The sequence below is a fragment of the Streptomyces sp. NPDC020958 genome, assembly GCF_055562175.1.
On sequence record NZ_JBVHFU010000005.1, the window covers coordinates 321,311 to 335,765 of the forward strand.

General features: G+C 70.7%; 10 protein-coding genes. 4 read left to right on the forward strand and 6 right to left on the reverse strand.

Annotation, left to right across the window (positions count from 1 at the left end; translation table 11 throughout):
• Positions 1-250: 250 nt before the first annotated feature.
• Positions 251-1,363: a LacI family DNA-binding transcriptional regulator gene (locus ACZ3KP_RS18420; RefSeq protein WP_132888298.1), complete on the reverse strand. Its 1,113-nt coding sequence runs from the start codon at positions 1,361-1,363 to the stop codon at positions 251-253.
• Positions 1,364-1,823: 460 nt separating this feature from the next.
• Here ACZ3KP_RS18420 and hisC point away from each other — a divergent pair, with 460 nt between their 5' ends.
• The 4 genes from hisC to cydD all read left to right on the forward strand — a co-directional run bounded on the left by hisC (position 1,824) and on the right by cydD (position 9,382).
• Positions 1,824-2,903, forward strand: a complete 1,080-nt coding sequence (hisC, locus tag ACZ3KP_RS18425) for a histidinol-phosphate transaminase (RefSeq protein ID WP_467500738.1) — start codon at positions 1,824-1,826, stop codon at positions 2,901-2,903.
• 243 nt (positions 2,904-3,146) lie between these two features.
• The gene (locus ACZ3KP_RS18430; RefSeq protein ID WP_467500740.1) at positions 3,147-4,655 is read left to right on the forward strand and encodes a cytochrome ubiquinol oxidase subunit I; all 1,509 of its coding nucleotides are present in this window, start codon (positions 3,147-3,149) and stop codon (positions 4,653-4,655) included.
• 18 nt (positions 4,656-4,673) lie between these two features.
• Positions 4,674-5,681, forward strand: coding sequence for a cytochrome d ubiquinol oxidase subunit II (gene cydB / locus ACZ3KP_RS18435; protein ID WP_467500742.1), 1,008 nt, complete (start codon positions 4,674-4,676; stop codon positions 5,679-5,681).
• A 92-nt stretch (positions 5,682-5,773) separates the two neighbouring features.
• The gene (gene cydD, locus ACZ3KP_RS18440) at positions 5,774-9,382 is read left to right on the forward strand and encodes a thiol reductant ABC exporter subunit CydD (RefSeq protein WP_467500744.1); all 3,609 of its coding nucleotides are present in this window, start codon (positions 5,774-5,776) and stop codon (positions 9,380-9,382) included.
• On the opposite strand, the gene ACZ3KP_RS18445 is transcribed toward cydD, so the two are convergent.
• The 5 genes from ACZ3KP_RS18445 to ACZ3KP_RS18465 all read right to left on the reverse strand — a co-directional run bounded on the left by ACZ3KP_RS18445 (position 9,379) and on the right by ACZ3KP_RS18465 (position 14,305).
• A complete protein-coding gene (locus tag ACZ3KP_RS18445; protein WP_467500746.1) occupies positions 9,379-10,266 on the reverse strand; it encodes a Cof-type HAD-IIB family hydrolase in 888 nt (295 codons plus the stop codon). The genes cydD and ACZ3KP_RS18445 overlap by 4 nt on opposite strands.
• Positions 10,267-10,338: 72 nt before the next feature.
• Positions 10,339-11,241, reverse strand: a complete 903-nt coding sequence (locus ACZ3KP_RS18450; RefSeq protein WP_467500748.1) for an LLM class flavin-dependent oxidoreductase — start codon at positions 11,239-11,241, stop codon at positions 10,339-10,341.
• 86 nt (positions 11,242-11,327) lie between these two features.
• Complete coding sequence (locus ACZ3KP_RS18455; protein ID WP_467500750.1) at positions 11,328-11,795, reverse strand: hypothetical protein; 468 nt, start codon at positions 11,793-11,795, stop codon at positions 11,328-11,330.
• 19 nt (positions 11,796-11,814) lie between these two features.
• Positions 11,815-12,390: an RNA 2'-phosphotransferase gene (locus ACZ3KP_RS18460; protein ID WP_358971571.1), complete on the reverse strand. Its 576-nt coding sequence runs from the start codon at positions 12,388-12,390 to the stop codon at positions 11,815-11,817.
• A 154-nt stretch (positions 12,391-12,544) separates the two neighbouring features.
• Entirely contained in the window at positions 12,545-14,305 is a 1,761-nt protein-coding gene (locus tag ACZ3KP_RS18465; protein WP_467500753.1) for an SDR family oxidoreductase, read from the reverse strand.
• Positions 14,306-14,455: the final 150 nt, after the last annotated feature.

Sequence of the window (14,455 nt, forward strand, 5' to 3'; positions counted from 1 at the left end):
CCCTCCACCATCGCGCCGCAACTGCACCGGTTCGGACTGCCTGGTCGCAGCGGCCCGCGGTGTCGTGGGCCCATCATAGGAATGCCCGTCGCGCCGTGTGATGACCCAGGGGTGGTGAATCGGGGCGCGGCCCCGGTCCGATGCGGCTTTCGCCCCGGTTGGGAGGGTCTTCGCCTGTCGGCCGTTCACCCGCCGTCCCCCGTCCGTCGGCGGCAGGCAGGTGAGCCGGCCGTACCTCCGCGTGTCCGTGCTACTCCTCCTCCGGCGCCCGCGGCGGGCTGACCGTGGTGCGCGGCGCCCGTCGCTGGGAAGAAGTGCGCACGATCAGCTCGGTCGGTATCACCTGCTCGACCGGATGGTCGGACTCGACCCCCTCGATCGCGTCGATGAGCAGTTGCACCACCGCCGTGCCGATCCGGCGCGGTTTCAGCGAGAGCGTGGTGATGGGCGGTTCGGTGTTGGCGTACACCGTGGACTCGCTGCAGCAGACCAGCAGCAGGTCGTCGGGGACCCGCAGACCGTAGCGGCGGGCGGCGGCGAGCAGGTCCGTGCCGTTGGGGTCGAACAGGCCGTAGACGGCGTCGGGCCGGTCGGGGCGGGCGAGCAGCCGGTCGGCGGCGACGGCTCCCGCGCACGGGTCGTGCGCCGGGTACGCCTCGTACACCGGGTCCTGGCCGACGCGTTCGCACCAGTGCAGGTAGGCGGTGGTCGACAGATGCGTGTACGTGTCCGTCGTGGTGCCGGTGAGCAGGCCGATCCGGCGGGCACCCGCGTCGGCGAGGTGGTCGAGGATGCCGAGTACGGCGGCCTCGTGGTCGTTGTCCACCCAGGCCGTGACCGGCAGTGAACCGGCCGGCCTGCCGTCGGAGACCACCGGCAGCCCCTGTCGGACCAGCTCGCTGACGACCGGGTCCTGGTCGGAGGGGTCGATGACGACGGTGCCGTCCAGGGCGACGTTCGACCACACGTCGTGGCGTGAGGTCGCGGGCAGGATGACCAGGGCGTAGCCGCGGGCGAGCGCGGCCGAGGTGGCGGCCCGCGCCATCTCGGCGAAGTACGCGAACTCGGTGAAGGTGAAAGGTTCATCCCCGTACGTCGTCACGGTCAGGCCGATGAGTCCCGACTTGCCGGTACGGAGGGTCCGGGCGGCGGCCGAGGGGCGGTATCCCAGCCGGTCGGCCACCTCGCGGACGTGGCGCCGAGTGGCGTCCGGAAGCCGGCCCTTGCCGTTCAGGGCGTCGGAGACGGTCGTGATGGAGACTCCGGCGGCGGCGGCCACGTCTCTGATGCCCGCCCGGCCCGGCCGGTTGCCTCGCCGAGAGGTTTCCGCGCGGCTCACCTGGTGCTTCCCTGCTGCTGTCATGGCGAGCCGATAGTAGGGCTCATGCGGTGGGGTAGTGCGGACGCATATGCGCGCGTTGACAGGCACGTTTCTGCAAGGTCAAAAGAGGTCAACTACCTTAGAAAAAAAGTCAGTTGAACGATCCGGTGGTGAGACGTAACTTGTCGACGCGGATGGGCCTGCCAAGTGCCCGATGTCTCGAAGAGGTCTCAACTCACCTGCACGGGTGATGCGCGCTACGGCGTGAGCCACCGGCGCGTAGATATATGTAGGGCGCGCCCCCGATACGTGCGCCTTCGTGCGGTGATGCCCGTGATGCCGATGGGACGGATGAGGCAGGCCGTCGCCCTCTCCTCAGTCGCTGCCACGTGGCTCTTCGCTGATCCGCGGCTGTACGCAGCGGCGCCGAATCCTCATAAGGTGAGCAGTATTGGATGCTGGCGGCGTGGACGGTCCGCCGGTGGTCGTGAGGAGGACTGCGGTGAGCGAGACGAGCCCCAAGCTGCGCGCCGAGCTGGAGGGAATCCCCACCTACAAGCCGGGCAAGCCGGCGGCGGCCGGCGGCCCGGTCGCGTACAAGCTCTCCTCCAACGAGAATCCCTATCCTCCGCTGCCGGGCGTGATGGAGTCCGTCACCGCGGCTGCCGCCGCCTTCAACCGCTACCCCGACATGGCCTGCACCGGGCTGATGAACGAGCTGTCGGACCGCTTCGGCGTCCCGCTCGGCCATCTGGCCACCGGCACCGGCTCGGTCGGCGTCGCCCAGCAGCTGATCCAGGCCACCAGCGGCCCGGGCGACGAGGTGATCTACGCGTGGCGGTCCTTCGAGGCGTACCCGATCATCACGCAGATCAGCGGTGCCACATCGGTCCAGGTGCCGCTCACGCCCGGCGATGTGCACGACCTGGACGCGATGGCGGACGCCGTCACCGACCGCACGCGCCTGGTCTTCGTCTGCAACCCGAACAACCCGACCGGCACGGTGGTGAAGCGGGCCGAGCTGGAACGGTTCCTCGACCGGGTGCCGAACGATGTGCTGGTGGTCCTCGACGAGGCCTACCGGGAGTTCATCCGCGACCCCGAGGTGCCCGACGGTGTCGAGATCTACCGTGAGCGGCCGAACGTCTGCGTCCTGCGGACCTTCTCGAAGGCGTACGGCCTCGCCGGGCTCCGGGTGGGCTTCGCGATCGCCCATGAGCCGGTGGCGGCGGCGCTGCGCAAGACGGCGGTGCCGTTCGGCGTCAGCCAGCTCGCGCAGGAGGCGGCGATCGCCTCGCTGCGGGCCGAGGACGAGCTGCTCGGCCGGGTCGGTTCGCTGGTGTGCGAACGGCAGCGGGTGGTCGACACGCTGCGGGCCCAGGGCTGGACCGTGCCCGAGAGCCAGGCCAACTTCGTCTGGCTGCGACTGGGGGAGCGCACGACGGCCTTCTCGGCGGCCTGCGAGGAGCATGGTGTGGTCGTCCGGCCCTTCCCGGGCGAGGGCGTGCGGGTGACGATCGGCGAGAACGAGGCGAACGACATCTTCCTCAAGGTGGCGGAGGGCTTCCGCAAGGAGCTCTGACCCCTGGCGGTGTCCAAGGTGTGCGGGGTCGTGCGGCCGGTGAAAGGGCCGAGCGGCCCCGTACGTGTGTCGACAGGGTGCCGGACGGCTCATGCGCCACCCCCCTTCGGGTTCCGACAATCAGTGCGTCATAATGGCTTGTGAATGTGAATGCATTCACAAGCGTGTCCCGTTTGCTCCGTGATGCACGTAACAAAGGGGGCAAATGCCGCTGTACCTCGGCGACGTAAGGAGACTGACGACGTGGACCTGGCTTTGGCGCCGGAGACACTGGCGCGCTGGCAGTTCGGCATCACCACCGTCTACCACTTCCTGTTCGTCCCGCTGACGATCTCGCTGGCAGCGCTCACGGCCGGCCTGCAGACCGCCTGGGTGCGCACGGAGAAGGAGAAGTACCTCCGGGCGACCAAGTTCTGGGGCAAGCTCTTCCTGATCAACATCGCGATGGGGGTCGTCACCGGCATCGTGCAGGAGTTCCAGTTCGGCATGAACTGGTCGGACTACTCGCGGTTCGTCGGCGACATCTTCGGCGCCCCGCTCGCGTTCGAGGCGCTGATCGCGTTCTTCTTCGAGTCCACCTTCATCGGGCTGTGGATCTTCGGCTGGGACAAGCTCCCCAAGAAGATCCACCTGGCCTGCATATGGATGGTCTCCCTCGGCACGATCCTGTCCGCGTACTTCATCCTCGCGGCCAACTCGTGGATGCAGCACCCTGTCGGCTACAAGATCGACAAGGCGAAGGGGCGGGCCGAGCTCACCGACTTCTGGGCCGTGCTGACCCAGAACACCGCGCTGGCCCAGGCCTTCCACACGCTGAGCGCCTGCTTCCTGACCGGCGGCGCCTTCATGGTGGGCATCGCCGCCTTCCACCTGTTCCGCAAGAAGCACATCAGCGTGATGAAGACCTCGCTGCGGCTCGGTCTGATCACCGTGGTGATCGGCGGACTGCTCACCGCGGTCAGCGGCGACACCCTCGGCAAGGTCATGTTCAAGCAGCAGCCGATGAAGATGGCCGCCGCCGAGGCCCTGTGGGACGGGCAGAACTCCGCGCCGTTCTCGATCTTCGCCTACGGCGACGTGAGCAAGGGCCACAACACCGTCGAACTCTCCGTCCCGGGCGTACTGTCCTTCCTCGCCGACGACGACTTCAACTCGTACGTCCCCGGCATCAACGACACCAACAAGGCCGAGCAGCAGAAGTACGGTCCGGGTGACTACCGGCCCATCGTCCCCGTCACCTTCTGGGCGTTCCGCTGGATGATCGGCTTCGGTATGGCGTCCTTCGCGATCGGCCTGGCCGGGCTCTGGCTGACCCGCAAGAAGTTCATGCTGCCCCAGCACCTGAGGGTCGGCGAGGACGAGGTGCCGAACCTGGTCCTCTTCAGGAACAAGGCCCTCAGCCCGAAGCTCGGCAGGCTGTACTGGCTGGTGGCGATCTGGACCCTGGGCTTCCCGCTGATCGCGAACTCCTGGGGCTGGATCTTCACAGAGATGGGCCGTCAGCCCTGGGTCGTCTACGGCGTCCTGCAGACCCGTGACGCCGTCTCCCCCGGCGTCTCCCAGACGGAGATCCTCATCTCGATGATCACCTTCACCGCGCTCTACGCCGTCCTCGCCGTGGTCGAGGTCAAGCTGCTCGTGAAGTACGTCAAGGCCGGCCCGCCCGAGCTCACCGAGGCCGACCTGAACCCGCCCACGAAGATCGGCGGCGAGGCTCGTGACGCCGACAAGCCGATGGCCTTCTCGTACTAGGCCGAGGGAGACGCTGTCATGGAACTTCACGACGTCTGGTTCGTCCTCATCGCCGTCCTGTGGACCGGCTACTTCTTCCTGGAGGGTTTCGACTTCGGGGTCGGCATCCTCACCAAGCTGCTCGCTCGTGACCGGCTGGAGAAGCGCGTCCTGATCAACACGATCGGCCCTGTCTGGGACGGCAACGAAGTGTGGCTGCTCACCGCGGGCGGCGCGACCTTCGCCGCCTTCCCCGAGTGGTACGCCACGCTCTTCTCCGGCTTCTATCTGCCCCTGCTGGTCATCCTCGTATGCCTGATCGTCCGAGGGGTCGCCTTCGAGTACCGGGCGAAGCGGCCCGAGGAGAACTGGCAGCGCACCTGGGAGACCGCGATCTTCTGGACCTCGCTGATCCCGGCGTTCCTGTGGGGCGTGGCGTTCGGGAACATCGTGCGAGGCGTGAAGATCGACCAGCACTTCGAGTACGTCGGTACCCTCTGGGACCTGTTCAACCCGTACGCCCTGCTCGGCGGGCTGGTGACGCTGACCCTCTTCACCTTCCACGGTGCTGTGTTCACGGCGCTCAAGACCGTCGGTGACATCCGGGTACGGGCGCGGAAGCTGGCGACCAAGGTCGGTCTTCTCACCGCCGTTCTGGCACTGGTCTTTCTGCTGTGGACCCAGGTCGACAGCGGTGACGGCAAGAGCCTGGTGGCGGTCGTCGTGGCCGTGGCCGCGCTGGTCGGCGCCCTGGGGGCGAATCTGCGGGGCCGGGAGGGCTGGGCGTTCGCCCTGTCGGGCGTCACCATCGTGGCCGCCGTGGCGATGCTCTTCCTGTCGCTCTTCCCGAACGTCATGCCGTCGTCGCTCAACGGGGACTGGAGTCTCACGGTCACCAACGCCTCGTCGAGCCCGTACACCCTGAAGATCATGACCTGGCTGGCGGCGATCGCCACGCCGCTGGTGCTGCTCTACCAGGGCTGGACCTACTGGGTGTTCCGCAAGCGGATCGGTACGCAGCACATCGCGACCGAAGCCGCGCACTGAGTCCGAGGGAAAGGGTGTCTCATGGCGGCCGTCACGGTGACGCGTGATGTTTCACGTGAAACACCCTCTCCGGGCCGAAGGGTGTGTTTCACGTGAAACCAATCGATCCCCGTCTGCTGCGCTACGCACGCGCCACCCGCCTCTTCCTGGCGGCCGTGGTCGGCCTCGGTGCCCTCGGTGCCGGGCTGGTCATCGCGCAGGCCATGCTCATCGCGGAAGTGGTGGTCGGTGCCTTCCAGCACGGCCACTCGGTCTCCGAACTCCGCACCCCTCTGCTGCTGTTGGTGGCCGTCGCTGTCGGCCGTGCCCTGGTCTCCTGGCTCACCGAACTCGCGGCGCACCGGGCCAGCGCGGCGGTCAAGTCCGAGCTGCGAGGACGGCTCCTCGACCGGGCGGTCGCCCTCGGCCCGGGCTGGCTGAGCGGCCAGCGGACAGGGTCGCTGGTCACGCTCGCCACGCGGGGCGTCGACGCCCTCGATGACTACTTCTCCCGCTATCTGCCGCAGTTGGGGCTCGCGGTGGTCGTGCCGGTCGCGGTACTGGCACGGATCGTCACCGAGGACTGGGTGTCCGCGGCGATCATCGTCGGAACCCTGCCGCTCATCCCGCTCTTCATGGTCCTGATCGGCTGGGCCACGCAGTCCCGGACGGACCGGCAGTGGAAGCTGCTGTCCCGGCTGTCCGGCCACTTCCTGGACGTGGTCGCCGGGCTGCCCACGCTGAAGGTGTTCGGCCGGGCCAAGGCGCAGGCCGAGTCCATCCGCCGGATCACCGGCGAGTACCGGCAGGCGACCATGCGGACCCTGCGGATCGCCTTCCTCTCGTCCTTCGCGCTGGAACTGCTCGCCACCCTGTCGGTGGCACTGGTGGCGGTGACCATCGGCATGCGCCTGGTGCACGGCGACATGGACCTGTACATCGGGCTCGTCATCCTCGTGCTCGCGCCGGAGGCGTATCTGCCGCTGCGCCAGGTGGGCGCGCAGTTCCACGCCGCGGCGGAGGGGCTTGCGGCGGCCGAGGAGATCTTCGCCGTGCTGGAGACGCCGGTGCCGGCCCAGGGAGCGGGCGAGGTGCCCGCCGGAGCCTCCCTGGCCTTCGAAGGGGTGACGGTCCGCTATCCGGGCCGGTCGGCGGACGCGGTCGCCGACGTCTCTTTCACCGTGGCGCCCGGGGAGACCGTCGCCCTGGTGGGCCCGAGCGGAGTGGGCAAGTCCACGCTGCTGCACGTGCTGCTGGGGTTCGTACGGCCGACCGGGGGGCGGGTCCGGATCGGGGGCGCCGACCTCGCCGACGTCGACCTGGAGGCCTGGCGGGCCAAGGTCGCGTGGGTGCCGCAACGGCCGCACCTGTACGCCGGGACGATCGCCGAGAACGTACGGCTCGCGCGTCCCGACGCGGACGACGACGCGGTGCGCGGGGCGCTGCGGGACGCGGGGGCCCTGGAGTTCGTGGACGCGCTGCCCGACGGCGCCGGGACCGTGCTCGGTGAGGACGGCGCCGGTCTGTCGGCCGGGCAGCGGCAGCGACTGGCGCTGGCCCGGGCGTTTCTCGCGGACCGGCCCGTGCTGTTGCTGGACGAGCCGACGGCCGCGCTGGACGGGGTGACCGAGGCGGAGGTCGTCTCGGCGGTACGACGGCTCGCCGAGGGGCGGACCGTGCTCCTGGTGGTGCACCGGCCGGCGTTGCTCTCCGCGGCGGACCGGGTGGTCAGGCTCTCCGGCACCGAGGCCCCCACGGTCCTCGCCCCCCGGACGCCCCAGGACCATCGCCCACTCACCACCCCGCTCGACCAGTCGAAGAACGAGGCCGATGGCCGCACCGGTGGGCTGGAAGGCGAGGCCGACGAGCGGTCCGGTGGGCTGGAAGGCGCTGCGGCACAGGGGCTCGGTCGGGTGCGGAAGGCCGGGAGGGACCCGCTTCGGCGGGTTCGTGCCGCGGCCGGGGCCCGGCGGGGGCGGTTGCTGCTCGCCCTCTTGCTCGGCGCTCTCGCGCTCGGCAGTGCCGTCGGGCTGATGGCGACCTCCGGCTGGCTGATCTCGCGGGCCTCCCAGCAGCCGCCGGTGCTGTATCTCATGGTCGCCGTGACGGCCACGCGTGCCTTCGGGATCGGACGGGCCGTGTTCCGGTACGGCGAACGGCTGGTGTCGCACGACGCAGTGCTGCGGATGCTGGCCGAGACCCGGGTCGCCGTGTACCGGCGGCTGGAGCGGCTCGCCCCGGCCGGGCTGCGGGCGACCCGGCGGGGCGATCTGCTCAGCAGGCTGGTCGCCGACGTGGACACCCTCCAGGACTACTGGTTGCGGTGGCTGCTGCCCGCCGGTGTCGCCGTGACCGTGTCCGCCGGGGCGGTGGGGTTCACCGCATGGCTGCTGCCCGCTGCGGGAGCCGCGCTCGCGGTGGGGCTGCTGGCCGCCGGCGTGGGGGTTCCGCTGGTGACCTCGGCTGTGGCCCGGCGGGCCGAGCACCGGCTGGCGCCCGCCCGGGGACTGCTCGCCACCCGGGTCACCGACCTGCTCACCGGCACCGCCGAGCTGACGGTCGCCGGTGCGCTGCCCGGCCGCCGGGACGAGGCCCGGCAGGCCGACGGCACGCTCACCCGGATCGCCTCGCGGGCCGCCACCGCCACCGCGCTCGGGGACGGCCTGACCACCCTTCTGACGGGGCTCACCGTCGCCGCCGCCGCGTTGCTGGGCGCGCAGGGGGTCGCCGACGGGCGGCTGAGCGGGGTGGCGACGGCCGTCGTCGTCCTCACTCCGCTGGCCGCCTTCGAGGCCGTCCTGGGACTGCCGCTGGCCGTGCGGCACCGTCAGCGGGTGCGCAGGAGCGCCGAGCGCATCCACGAGGTGCTGGACGCGCCCGAGCCCGTACATGAGCCGGAGCGTCCGCGTCAGGCCCCGACCACGCCCTTCCCCGTCGTACTGAAGGGGCTGACGGCCCGGCACCAGGGGCAGGGGCGGGACGCGCTCGCCGGCATCGACCTCACCCTGCGGGAGGGGCGCAGGATCGCCGTGGTCGGGCCCTCCGGCTCCGGCAAGACGACCCTCGCCCAGGTCCTGCTGCGGTTCCTCGACCCGGACTCGGGCTCCTACACGGTCGCCGGCGTGGACGCGTACGGCCTGGACAGCGACGACGTGCGGCGGCTGGTCGGACTGTGCGCCCAGGACGCGCACCTCTTCGACAGCTCCGTGCGGGAGAACCTGCTGCTCGCCCGGAAGGACGCCGGCGAGGCGGACCTGCGGGACGCGCTGGGCCGGGCCCGGCTGCTCGACTGGGTGGACGGGTTGCCCGACGGGCTGGACACCCTGGTCGGCGAGCACGGGGCACGGCTGTCCGGCGGGCAGCGACAGCGGCTGGCGCTCGCCCGGGCACTGCTCGCGGACTTCCCGGTGCTCGTCCTGGACGAGCCCGCCGAACATCTCGACCTGCCCACGGCGGACGCGCTCACGGCCGATCTGCTGGCGGCCACCGAGGGTCGCACCACGCTGCTCATCACGCACCGGCTGGCGGGCCTGGCCGCGGTGGACGAGGTGATCGTGCTCGACGAGGGCCGGGTGGTGCAGCGCGGGCCGTACGCGGAACTGGCCGCGGTGGCCGGGCCGCTGCGTGTGATGGCGGAGCGGGAGGCCGCCGCGGAATCGCTGCTGGAACCGCGGGACCAGCTGCTCCAGGGCCGCGTCGCGGGCTCGGCCCGGACGCCCTAGCCGCGGGCCGCCAGCAGCTGCTCGATCACGACCGCCACACCGTCCTCGTTGTTGGCGACCGTGCGGCCGGAGGCGGCGGCGACGGCCTCGGGGTGGGCGTTGCCCATCGCGTACGACTGTCCGGCCCAGGTCAGCATCTCGACGTCGTTGGGCATGTCGCCGAAGGCCACGACCTCCTCGTGCGAGATACCGCGCTCGGCACACTCCATCGCGAGCGTGCTCGCCTTGGAGACACCCGGGCCGCTGATCTCCAGCAGGGCGCTGGGGCTGGACCGGGTGACGGTGGCACGCTCGCCGACGGCGAGCCGGGCGATGGTGAGGAAGGCGTCGGGGTCCAGGTCGGAGTGGTAGGCGAGGATCTTGAGCACGGGCTCGCCGGCGCTCGGCCCGTCGACGGCCAGGATGTCCTCGGCGGCCAGCAGATGGTCGGGTATCTCCATGTGCAGCTTGGGATAGGCCGGCTCCTGGTGGAAGCCGTACGTCTGCTCGATCGCGTACACCGTGCCGGGCGCGGCCTCGCGCAGCAGCCGTACGGCGTCCAGCGCGTTATCCCTGGCCAGTTCGCGCACCTTCACGAAGCGGTGGGCTCCGGGGCCGCCGTGCAGGTCGACGACGGCGGCGCCGTTGCCGCAGATCGCCAGGCCGTGGCCGTGGACGTGGTCGCTGACGACGTCCATCCAGCGGGCCGGACGGCCGGTGACGAAGAACACCTCGATACCCGCCTCCTCGGCGGCGGCCAGCGCGGCGACCGTCCTCGTGGAGACCGACTTGTCGTCGCGCAGCAGGGTGCCGTCGAGATCGGTGGCGATCAGCCGGGGCGGGGCCGCGAAGGCAGGGGTCTCGGGCTGTCGGGTCGCTGAGGTCACCGGGCCATTCTCGCGCATATGCCCGCACGGCAGTGCGTCAGTGTGCACAGATGAGACACAGACGACTCCGGACCGGGTTCAGCCGTGGGTTCAGCCGAGCTGGGCCGGGGCCTCCATGGCGATCCGTTCGAAGACCTTCTCCTCGGCGGCGAACACCGAGTCCGGGACGGGCCAGTGGATCACCAGCTCGGTGAAGCCCAGCTCCTGATACCGGCCGGCGAAGTCCACGAAGGCGTCCAGCGAGCGCAGCGGACGGTCACGATCCGGGGTGAAGCCGGTGAGCAGCACCCGGTCCAGCTCCGACACGTCCCGGCCGGCCGCCGCGCAGGCGTCCGCGAGCCTGCCCAGCTGCCCGCGCAGCGCCTCGTGGGACTGCTCGGGCGTGCCCGTCTCGAACAGCTTGGGGTCGCCGGTGGTCACCCATGCCTGGCCGTACCGTGCGGCGAGCTTCAGCCCGCGCGGGCCGGTGGCGGCCACCGCGAAGGGCAGCCGGGGCCGCTGGACACAGCCCGGGATGTTGCGCGCCTCACCCGCCGAGTAGAACACACCCTCGTACGTCACCGTGTCCTCGGTGAGCAGCCGGTCGAGCAGGGCCACGAACTCGGCGAACCGGTCGGCCCGCTCGCGCGGCGTCCACGGCTCCTGGCCCAGTGCGGTGGCGTCGAATCCCGTGCCGCCCGCGCCGATACCGAGCGTCACCCGGCCGCCGGAGATGTCGTCGAGGGAGATCAGTTCCTTGGCGAGCGTCACCGGATGGCGGAAGTTCGGGGAGGTGACCAGTGTGCCGAGGCGCATCCGCTCGGTGCGGGCCGCGGCGGCCGTCAGCGTCGGGAGGGCACCGAACCACGGGCCGTCCCGGAAGCTGCGCCAGGACAGGTGGTCGTAGGTGTACGCGGTGTGGAAGCCCAGTTCCTCGGCGCGCGTCCAGGCGGAGGAGCCGCCCTCGCTCCAGCGGCGGTACGGCAGGATCACGGTGCTCAGACGCAGACTCATGGGTCCGAGACTAAGGGGGCGCACCGGCAGGGGACGAAACGGTCACCGACAGCGCTGCGGACGGTCACCGACTGCGCGACGGACGGTCACCGTATGCGGCTGCTCAGCCAGGGCGTGAGCAGGCTCGCGGCGAGGTGCTCCCGGTACGTGCGGTCGCCGGGCAGTGGCACCACCAGCGCGGCGGAGGGCGGGAAGCGGCGGGCGCGGACGTGGGTCAGGCCGCCGAAGACGGAGTGCAGGAAGCCGGGAACGTCGTCGCGCGGGACGTCGTGGAACTCGACCCCCTCGACCGTGATCAGGGCGTCGTCCTCCGGATGGAGCCACACGCTCACCCGGGGCACCCCGCCGAACTCGGCGTACGCCTCGTGGGGCAGCGAACCGTCCGGGTCCGTGACCACACCGAAGGCCGCCGCGGTGCGTCGCGAGGTCCGGTCGGCGCCGATGTCGTGCGTGACCTCGATCTCCCGCCCGTACTGGGTGCCGATCACCTGGAGAGCGTCGACGGCCGCCTCGGTCGTCGGAAGGTGTTCCCGGTCATAACCCGAATGGTCCATACCACTCATGATGCCGGGCTCAGTGCGCTTCGGGGAAACGCAGGTAGGCGGGTGGCACGGCCTTCGTCAGCCACACTCCGTTCGCGCTGAGGTGGAAGACGTGGCCGTCCCGGTGCATCGTGCCCGCGTCGACCGACAGCACGACGGGGCGCCCGCGCCGGGCCCCCACCCGTGTCGCGGTCTCACGGTCGGCCGACAGGTGTACGTCATGTCTGTTCATGGGCTTGAGCCCGGCGGTCCGGATCGCGTCCAGGTGGCGTGCGACGGTGCCGTGGTAGAGGTACGGCGGAGGGGTCACCGGGGGCAGGCCGAGGTCGACGTCGATGCTGTGGCCCTGGCTGGCCCGGATCCGGGTGCCGTCGATCGCGAAGCGCTGCTTGTCGTTGTCGGCGACCACGCGGTCCAGTTCCTCGCGGCTGATGGGGAACCCCTGTGCCGCGGTCGCCGCGAGCAGGGTGTCGATCTCCACCCAGCCGGCCTCGTCCAGCGTCAGCCCGATGCGGTCGGGCTGGTGGCGCAGGTGTTTGGAGAGGTACTTCGACACCTTCACGGTGCGTCGCTCTTCGTCCTGCCTGAAGGTCTTCTTGTCGTTCACATCATCAGAGTGCCGGGGAGACGCGAATCACGCAGTTGTTTTCCTTGCGAGGTTTGATCCACAAACAAGTGCGGTTATCCACAGGGGAATTGGCGTCACTGTGGACAACCGCTGGGCGATTCGGCGCCGGCGCCGCAGGTGTGGTCCGTGTCGCTCACAACTTCGGCTCCACCCTTGCCAGCCGGCGCGAGAACCGGGGTGCCCACCGCGACAGCGCCCGCATCGCCCGTGCCTCCGGGGTCACCGGCACCACCGCCCGGTCGCGTGCCACCGCGTCCAGGATCGCCGAAGCCACCTTCTCCGGTGGATAGTTCCGCATCCCGTACAACCGCGCCGACCGCTGCTGCCGGCGCCGTTGCTCCGCCTCGCCGACCCCTGTGAAGCGAGCCGTCGACGTGATGTTCGTGTTGACGAAGCCCGGGCAGATCGCGCTCACGCCGATGCGCCGGTCGGCTAGTTCCGCGCGCAGGCACTCCGAGAGCATGAGGACCGCCGCCTTGGACGTGCTGTAGGCCGGCAGGGCGCGGGAGGGCTGATAGGCGGCCGCGGACGCCACGTTCACGATGTGACCGCCCTGCCCGCGTTCCGCCATCCGGGCCCCGAAGAGCCGGCAGCCGTGGATCACACCCCACAGGTTCACGTCCAGGACCCGCCGCCAGTCCTCCGGTGTCGTCGTGAGGAAGGAGCCCGACAGCCCGACCCCCGCGTTGTTGACCAGCACGTCCAGCACGCCGTACTCACGGTGCACCTTCTCCGCGAGCTTCTCCATCGTCTGCTCGTCGGAGACGTCGGCGGTCTCGGCCCAGGCGTTCGCCGCGCCGGCCAGCCGGGACAGCTCGGCGGTGCGAGCGGCTGCCTCCCCGTCCCGGTCCACGGCCACCACCCGCGCGCCCGCCTCGGCGAACGCCAGCGCCGTCGCCCGCCCGATGCCGCTGCCCGCCCCCGTGACCAGCACCAGCTGCCCCCCGAATCGCTGGGCGTGCGGATCCGAACGCCTCGGCTCCCGCTCCGGGTCCTCCTCGACCGACAGCACGAACTCCTCGATCCAGGCGGACACCTGGTCCGGCCGGGTGCGCGGGATCCAGTGCTTGTCGGGCAGCGTGCGCCTGGTCAGCCGGGGCGCCCAGCGGTCCAGGTCGTCGTAGAGCCTCTCGGACAGGAAAGCGTCGCCCAGGGGCGTGATCAGCTGCACGGGCGCGTGCGCGTGAGCGTCCTCGCGCGGGTGGCGCAGCCGGGGCCGGACGTTGTCGCGGTACAGCCAGGCCCCGTGGGCCGCGTCGGAGCGCAGGGACGCGGTCGGGTAGTCGCCCGCGGGCAGCCGTTCGGCCCGCTGGAGCAGCTTCGGCCAGCTCTTGCCGAGGGGCCCTCGCCAGGCCAGTTCGGGGACGAGGGGGGTGTGCAGCAGGTACACGTACCAGGACCTGGCGCCCTGGCCGAGGAGCTGGCCCACCCGGCGGGGCGTCGGACGCTTCACGCGCGCGTCGATCCAGTGTCCGAAGTGGTCGAGGGACGGACCGGACATCGAGGTGAAGGAAGCGATCCGGCCCGCGGTGCGCGCCACCGTGACGAACTCCCAGGACTGCACCGAGCCCCAGTCGTGGCCGACGAGGTGGACCGGGCGGTCGGGGCTGACCGCGTCGACGACCGCCAGGAAGTCGTCCGTGAGCTTGGCGAGGGTGAAACCGCCGCGCAGGGGCTTCGGGGCGGTGGAGCGGCCGTGGCCGCGGACGTCGTACAGGACGACGTGGAAGCGGGCGGCCAGCCGGGTCGCGACCTCGGACCACACTTCCTTGCTGTCCGGGTAGCCGTGGACGAGGACGACCGTCGGGGCCGACGGATCGCCCAGCTCCAGCACGCACAGGTCGACGCCGCCCGTACGCACCCGCCGTTCCCGCGCGTCTTCGATGCCCGTCACTTGTCCTCCGCCCAGCGCCGCGTGTGCCCGTGACACCCGTGAATGTGGCAGTTGTTAGAGGCATCGTCAACAGGACGCCCAGGGGCTGGGGATAACTCTGGGTAGCTCTCAGGAAGGGGATCCCCTAGGGCGCCGTAATACTCGAGAGTG

What these genes read in the sequence shown, in the direction of transcription:
- ACZ3KP_RS18420 (WP_132888298.1), bottom strand. Translation starts at nt 1,363, where the DNA reads ATGACAGCAGCAGGGAAGCACCAGGTGAGCCGCGCGGAAACCTCTCGG.
- cydB (WP_467500742.1), top strand. Translation starts at nt 4,674, where the DNA reads ATGGAACTTCACGACGTCTGGTTCGTCCTCATCGCCGTCCTGTGGACC.
- ACZ3KP_RS18445 (WP_467500746.1), bottom strand. Translation starts at nt 10,266, where the DNA reads ATGCGCGAGAATGGCCCGGTGACCTCAGCGACCCGACAGCCCGAGACC.
- ACZ3KP_RS18450 (WP_467500748.1), bottom strand. Translation starts at nt 11,241, where the DNA reads ATGAGTCTGCGTCTGAGCACCGTGATCCTGCCGTACCGCCGCTGGAGC.
- ACZ3KP_RS18455 (WP_467500750.1), bottom strand. Translation starts at nt 11,795, where the DNA reads ATGGACCATTCGGGTTATGACCGGGAACACCTTCCGACGACCGAGGCG.